Source organism: Desulfovibrio sp. 1214_IL3152, from assembly GCF_036763055.1.
Lineage (GTDB): Bacteria > Desulfobacterota > Desulfovibrionia > Desulfovibrionales > Desulfovibrionaceae > Desulfovibrio.
Genome location: NZ_JBAIYW010000014.1, coordinates 1 through 6,925, shown reverse-complemented (window position 1 = coordinate 6,925; position 6,925 = coordinate 1). Strand labels below are relative to the sequence as shown.

Annotated in this window: 6 protein-coding genes; 3 read left to right on the top strand and 3 right to left on the bottom strand. The window is 54.4% G+C overall.

Annotated elements, in window-relative coordinates:
• From V6C07_RS00290 to V6C07_RS00280, 3 genes are all read left to right on the top strand, one after another.
• The coding region (locus V6C07_RS00290; protein WP_333534338.1) for an oxidoreductase at positions 1–379 on the top strand (379 nt) is incomplete at its 5' end.
• A gap of 520 nt (positions 380–899) precedes the next feature.
• Positions 900–3,203 (top strand): DUF4401 domain-containing protein, encoded by a 2,304-nt coding sequence (locus tag V6C07_RS00285; protein WP_333534337.1) that lies wholly within the window; start codon positions 900–902, stop codon positions 3,201–3,203.
• The gene (locus tag V6C07_RS00280; RefSeq protein ID WP_333534335.1) at positions 3,196–3,750 is read left to right on the top strand and encodes a GDYXXLXY domain-containing protein; all 555 of its coding nucleotides are present in this window, start codon (positions 3,196–3,198) and stop codon (positions 3,748–3,750) included. The genes V6C07_RS00285 and V6C07_RS00280 overlap by 8 nt, the downstream gene beginning before the upstream one ends.
• A gap of 705 nt (positions 3,751–4,455) precedes the next feature.
• On the opposite strand, the gene V6C07_RS00275 is transcribed toward V6C07_RS00280, so the two are convergent.
• The 3 genes from V6C07_RS00275 to V6C07_RS00265 form a co-directional block, all read right to left on the bottom strand.
• Positions 4,456–4,764 (bottom strand): hypothetical protein, encoded by a 309-nt coding sequence (locus V6C07_RS00275; protein WP_333534334.1) that lies wholly within the window; start codon positions 4,762–4,764, stop codon positions 4,456–4,458.
• 158 nt (positions 4,765–4,922) lie between these two features.
• Positions 4,923–5,465 (bottom strand): hypothetical protein, encoded by a 543-nt coding sequence (locus V6C07_RS00270; protein ID WP_333534332.1) that lies wholly within the window; start codon positions 5,463–5,465, stop codon positions 4,923–4,925.
• A 336-nt stretch (positions 5,466–5,801) separates the two neighbouring features.
• Entirely contained in the window at positions 5,802–6,896 is a 1,095-nt protein-coding gene (locus V6C07_RS00265) for a sulfite exporter TauE/SafE family protein (RefSeq protein ID WP_333534339.1), read from the bottom strand.
• Positions 6,897–6,925 lie beyond the last annotated feature (29 nt).

The window sequence follows — 6,925 nt, the reverse complement described above, 5'->3', positions numbered from 1 at the left end:
CTGGAATGTGAACGAATGCGCTGTGCTGGCCCAGCAGCTGGAAAAGGCCGGAGCCGCCTTTATCCACGTTTCCGGCGGGGGCCTGACGCCCGAACAGAAAATTGAGCTTGCCCCCGGCTATCAGGTGCATCTGGCCCAGACCATCAAGCAGGCTGTCGACAGTCTGCCCGTCATAGCCGTGGGCCTTATCACGGAGCCGGAACTGGCATCGGGCATTATTGTCAGCGGTCAGGCCGATATGGTGGCCATAGGCCGGGGCATGCTGTATGACCCGCGCTGGCCCTGGCATGCCGCGGCGGCTCTGGGCGTCTCCATTGCCGACACGCCCCGGCAGTATCTGCGCTGCCAGCCCCACAGACTGAAAAATCTTTTCATCTGACGCCATCAATGTTTGAAACAGGCGTAGGCGCGCTTTGTCTGCGCCTGTTTCAAGCAAGGGTTTGCAACCCCATTCCCTTGTGGGTATTTCACTCCTGAAATACCCAGGACCTGCCAATACGAAAACCTGCCTCGTTTGGCAAAAGGTGAACCTGCGCAACGAAGAGCGCATTCTTTACGCCGCACAAAAACGGACGAAATCCCCACGGTCTTAACACTCGCGGCTCTCGCGGCAGCATTCTGCAGATACAAGACAGCTTGCTCTAGAGCAGATTAACGTTGAAATGCTTCACATTTCAAAGCTTTCATTCAGCCGAAAAATGCGATTTTCGGCTGAATCCACGCCACATTGTGGCGCGCTGCACTTTCGTGCAGCGTTAGAGCATTTACACTTTTTCAAAGTTAAAATGCTCTAAAAACACCCATTCCACTACGGGAAAATCTGTTTGCCCCGTCTTTTCATCAGAGTCCCCGGTCGCCAAAACTCCATTGCGGCGGCAACGCAACCATGAGAATCTATTATGAACAATGACATATCCAATGCCGGATGCCAGATCACAGCCACCAGCGCTGTCCAAGATGGCGCAGATGGCGCAGACGGCGCAGACGGCGCAACCGAAAACCTTCTGCCTTCCCTGACACGAGGAAGCCTGACCGCCCTGTGCGATGCAGGAGCGCTCTCCCCGGAAGCCTGGCAACAATCCCTGGAATTTTGTGGCTTCACACCGGACGGCAAAGCCTGGCTGACCTACTGGCGGCACATTTTTCTGATGGGTGGGGCGCTCTTTTTTCTGGCGGGCGTTATCTGCTTCATTGCCTGGAACTGGGGAACCATTTCGCCTTTTGGCCGCATGGCGCTTGTGGGTTCTCTGGTGGCGGCAAGTGGCGTGGGAGCGGTCGTTCTCGGACCTGACACACGGCTTGGACAGATATTGCTGCTGGCCTGCGGCATCTGCATGGGCCCCATGATGGCCGTATTCGGCCAAACCTATCAAACCGGCGCGGAATTGTGGGAGCTTTTCAGGGTCTGGACGGTCCTGCTCTGTCTGCTGGCGCTGGCTGGCAGACAGGTCGGCCTGTGGTTTACCGCGTGGATCGTGGGCAGTATTTTCGCAGCCCTCTGGTTTGGCCGCAGTTTTTCCTCGCCGTTTGATGCCCTCGGCGCTTTTTTTATCCTTCCCGAATGGCTTTTGGTCATTGCCAGCGCCATCATCATATGGGAATGGGCCGCACGGCGGGCCGCACAGCGCGCCCAGGAATCATGGCTGTGTTCGCGCTGGATGCCCAGGCTGCTTTTCTTTGATCTGATCGCTCGCTGCACTGCATATCTGCTGGTGTACATTTTTTCTGATTATTCCCTGACAAACGAAGGCTTCCTCTGGCTGCCACATGGTCTTGTGCCGTTTTTTGCCCTGGCAACTGGCGGCATTTCGTGGTGGTGGTATCGCCAAAAAGAGCCAGACCTCTTTATGCTGGCCGTGCTGCTTGGTGCGGCGACAACGGTTGTCCTGGCATTTCTGGCTGAAGCGGAACTGTTTTTCAAAGCCGGAACCGGCGCGGCCCTGCTGTTGTGGGGGCTGATGGTGACGGGTATCACTGCGGGCCTGGCAAAGCTGCTGTTGCATCTGCAAAAAAGTATGGCCGCGGAAAAAAATAACACAGAGACCACGCCGCCGCACAGTTATTCCTTTTTTATTCATGATGCGCCGGGGATTTCTTGGCAAAGCCTGTGGGAACACCTGCAAAGCCAGGGCGTGATAGCTCGGGAAACGCCTTTGCCGACTGTGAATACCCCCCGCTCACCCTGGTATGTCAGGATGTTGCCGGCTTTTGGGGGTTGGCTGGCGGCCATCCTTTTCACTGGTTTTCTTGCTTTTTCCATTTTTGTAACCCTGCAAATCATCACCAATGAAGAAGCGGCCATCTTTGTAGCGTCCATCCCCATCCTGTTTCTGGGCCGAGTCCTGCTGGCAAAAAACACCATATTCTCACGCCATTTCGGCTTTGCCCTTGCCATTACAGGCACAGTGGGCATTTCCATAAGCCTGTTTCTCACAGTCGAAAACACCGGGTTTAGCTATTTTTTGCTGGCCTTGCTGTTGATTATTGTCGGTTGGATCATGCGAAATCCGCCCTACACTTTTCTTGCGGCTGGGGGCGTCGTTACGACGGTAGCTCTTGGCCTGGACTTTCTGTTTTCCAACGAACCGGACAGACAGGCAGTAGTTTCAAGCGGAATTCTTATGTATCTGCCCCTGGTATGGTGGGCCGCCATCAGCCTGGGGCTTGCGCATTTTTGCCTGCATGAAAAATCGTGGCGCGGCAGAACCGAGGCTCACAACGCCGACGCCATTTTTTTCGGCGCGTATGCGGGCATGTTGGTCTGCCAGATATATTCTCTCGTCACATGGTATCTGTTTACACTAGGTATCCTGATTATAAGCGGCAGTCAGGGCATGAGCATAGGAGCAGCCCTGGGCTTGAGCTACCTTGCCGTATTTTTAGGCCGTGGACGGCACAACCGCGCACGCATCGCCGCGCTGTTGGGTGCGGCCGCCTCTTTGGTACTGTCATTATATCTGCCGGGCGCGGTCCTGGCCCTTCTGGGTCTGGCGCTGGCGCGGCAGATGGGCAATATGGTCATGCAGGGATTTGTGCTGGCATACCTGCTGATCTACATGACCTTTTACTACTACACGCTTAATGTTTCTTTTGCCGAAAAATCTCTGTATCTGACGATAAGCGGCACTGCCCTGCTGTTGCTGGCTCTTATTTTACGCATGTGGTCCGCAAAAATTACGGGAAAGGAGGCCGCCCATGCGTAATATATATATCATTGCGATATTATTGCTGTTTTTCTCGGGGTACATATTCTCCGTGCAAAAGATGGAACACGTCATCGCAGACGGCAAAACCGTGCTCCTGCCTCTGGCCCCCGTAGACCCGCGCGCCCTGCTTATGGGCGACTACATGAGCCTCAGCTATGTGGTTAACGGAAAGATCTATTCGGCCCTGATGGATCCCCAAAAAGAACGCAAAGCGTCTAACCGCGTCATCCCCGATCAGGGACAGGCTGTGCTGCGGATAAGCAATGCTCCCGTTGCCGGGGCTGCGGAATTTGTGCGCCTGTATAACGGCGGCCCCTTGCAGGATGGCGAATTTCTGCTGTCCTATAAACTACGCAGACACAGCGTCCTCACTGCGGCCTCGGCATTTTATTTTGAAGAAGGCAGTGCAAAACGCTATGAACAGGCCCGCTTTGGCCTCTTCAAAGTTGCGGATGACGGAAAAACCCTGCTGATAAACCTTTGCGACAGCCAGGGCCGCCCCATAGAATACGAAAAGGCGACAGAAAAAAAAGTGCAACCATAAAATATTGCCTGCTTTGCGCCTGGGCATGCGCAAAGCAGGCAATATGCCGCTCCATCTTTTGCTGTGCAAAGAAGCGGCGTTTATGCCTTGATGTCGGGCGCTTGCCCCCTGAAGACAAAACATCTCAAGCGTTAACTGCTCTCGATGTAGAGCAGTTAACGCTTGAGATTATTCTTGATCCAAGCCTGAAACGGTTACTGCACAGCAATTTTCCACCATATTTTTGCTGTTACTGCCCTATTTATCGTGCAGTCTCGCTGACGGCATTGCGCGGCGTCTAGAGCAATTTCACTTTTTCAAGGTTAAAACGCTCTAAGTGTAAAGTTCCAATAGGCTACCCACCCTCCCCAAATCGGTAAAGCTGGAGTTACCAGACGACAGCAAACCGAGTGAGGGAAAAGGTGAACAACCATAAGATATTTGGCCGCCCCTGAGGTAATACGGAAGGAATGCAGAGGCTAACCTAGACAGTGTCGTCACGAGATGAATTTTCTTGGTATATCAAGGAGAACGAGCCTTTTATGCAGAGAGTGTACTCTTATGGTACTCGACCGGAATAAAAGGCGAAGTTCGACGCAGAGATACCGGGAAAGGCGCTCGTGACGACACTGTCTAAAAGGGGACCAGCCCCTGCCAGCCCCTTTGCCGCCCGCCACACAGGCATCTCAATCGAAAGCAATGCCAGCATGTTACACGGCAGCAGCCCTACCCTTTGGAGCCGCGCTTGGAAGCCTTGAGAGGGTTCACCTTCTTGGCGGAAACGGTCTCGCTCTGAATCAGGTGCTGATTGTTCTTCCAAAGCTCTTCAGCATTCAGGCCCAGTGCAGCAAGCCGGGCGGCAACGTCCTGCCGGGCGGCGCTGCTATAGCGGTTGCGGTCTGCCATACTTTTGCCCACATAATTGGGGGTCGTCATGTACAAGCCTGCGCTGTCAATAGCCAGCAGAAACGTGGAGTCATTTTCCTCAACGCTTTGAATGATCATTTCCGGCGAAGTGCCAAATCGTGTGACCATAAATTCTCCTTGCGGTACGGGAAAAGCCGTTATCTCGGAAAACGTATTATATGAAATTGAAATTCACTGTCAATACATGCTCAAACGATTACTTCTTTTCCGGTCCCGCCGCTCAAAAAACATTTCCCGATTTCGCAAGACACACAAAGGCATACGCTTCAGGGATACATGATTTTTTGATCCGAAAGCGGCTCACGCTTACGTAGCTGGAGTTTGCGCCACACACGTGAAAAATACATGCGCAAGGGAATATACCAGAGCAAAAACCAGAAAATCATGCCCGGCTGGTTGCCGAAAAGGGGCAACTCAAACGGCAGCACCGGGCTTAACAGCCCGAAGCGCAATCTTATCCAGGCAAACATGATGGGGATAGGCCACAATGAGGCCACAAAAAGCGCCCCACTCAGAGAAAAATGGTAACCAAAGGCTTCATGCCCCTGACGGTTTACGGCCTTGAATGCCTGTTTGTCGCCCCCCGTCAGGGCTTGTTCACCCAGTTTGTGGTAGTGCTGCATCTGATCCTGATACTTCTTCAGCCGCCGGGCATGCAGCCTGTTGGCAAAGCTCAGCGTGACAAGACCAATGATGACGGCCATAAGCGCCAGACAACCCATGCCGAAAATATAGCCTGTTTCCGGATGCGGTATCACACGGAAAGGCAGCACAAAAACAGGGTCAATCCAGATCAGAAATGTTTCCATGGCTGTAGAGGAAGCTTGTGGCGCCTTCCGGGCTTGGGTGTATGAAAAGAACTGCTGAAGTATAACGCAATGGCGCGGTGGAGACAATTCTCCCCGCGCCATTATTTTGCAGGCGGCCGCAACGCACGGAAACCGGTGCTGAACACGCAATTTCCCGCCAGACAGACCGTCAAAATCACCGGAGTCGCAAAGCCGGATCCACGCCCGGGCCGCATCCAAACTGAAACATGATGCCAAGCTTGAACCAGCCGCTCCGGCAGGCCAGGCACGCCGGCGTCAGCTTTGCGGCAAGGATTTAAAACAAATCCTTGCCGCGCATTTCAAGCATGAACGGTTCTAGCCGAACATCCTGATCTGGAAGAAACCGCGCAACACATAGTCTGTACCCACATACAGGGCCAGCACGATAAAGAGGCGCTTGAGCCAGATTTCAGAGAAAAACCGCGACGTAAAGGGTCCAATGATAGACCCCACGGCTACGCCGACAAGCTCAATGCTCACCAGGTTCCAGTCCACCATTACGCCGTGCAGCATAAGAGTGGTGATGCCCGTGATCATGCTTACGAGAACGGCCAGGGCCGAAGTACCGGCAGCCAGATACATCGGCAGGGAGGTTACGCTGGTAATGAAGGGAACCAGCAAAAAGCCGCCGCCCACGCCAAGGAAGGCCGCGATACTGGCGATGACAACACCACCGAGAAAGGGCAGCAGCGGGTTAAAGGAAAATTCCACGCCGCAGAACGTGAATACGCAGCGGGTTATACTGAAAGAAACAAGCTTGACGCCTGTGGGGGCCGGGACGCCGTCGCCCTTGCCCTTGGCAGCGGTCTCAAAAGCCTTGGAAGCTTCCTTGGCCTTGGCCTTGGAGCGCTGCCCCGCAGGGGACGTTTCCCAAATGAGGTAAAGACCCAGCAGCAGAACGAAAAGGCCAAAGTACCCCTGATAGGACGAAAAGTTCAGCTTGCCCGCTGTGAGAGAGGTGGACAGGTACGCGCCCCCGATGGAGCCGAGGCCCAGAGCAAAGCCCAAGGGCAGCACCAGACGCTTCAGGCGATAGTAGCTGAAGGTACTGATGACGGCTGAAAGCCCGGCGAGTATCTGGTTGGAAGCGCGCACCGAGTCGGTGACGGACTTGTTGAGAGGTGTTTTGCCGAAAGATTTTGCGTAGTTGCCAAGGCCATGCACGGTCATGTGGCCCACACCAGCCATAACGCCGCCAAAAGCGCCCACGGTGGAGAAAATCCAGCCCAACCACAAGGCCCAGCCAAAAGCCAGAATCATATTGATTTTGGGGCCGCCGGGAATGCCGAGATACCCAGGTTCGGCATTGGCGTTATAGGTTTCGGGAGCGACCTTGATCTGCTCGGCGATGGCGGCCTTGAGGCCGGCCGGAGCCGTTTGCAGTTGGGCGGCGATGGCCGGGTCGTCAATGGCCTTGGCCGGAGCCTTGGGCGCCTCCG

Bases quoted from the DNA above. Each gene is read 5' to 3' on its own strand.
- V6C07_RS00285 (WP_333534337.1), top strand. From the start codon at position 900: ATGAACAATGACATATCCAATGCCGGATGCCAGATCACAGCCACCAGC.
- V6C07_RS00270 (WP_333534332.1), bottom strand. From the start codon at position 5,465: ATGGAAACATTTCTGATCTGGATTGACCCTGTTTTTGTGCTGCCTTTC.
- V6C07_RS00275 (WP_333534334.1), bottom strand. From the start codon at position 4,764: ATGGTCACACGATTTGGCACTTCGCCGGAAATGATCATTCAAAGCGTT.
- V6C07_RS00280 (WP_333534335.1), top strand. From the start codon at position 3,196: ATGCGTAATATATATATCATTGCGATATTATTGCTGTTTTTCTCGGGG.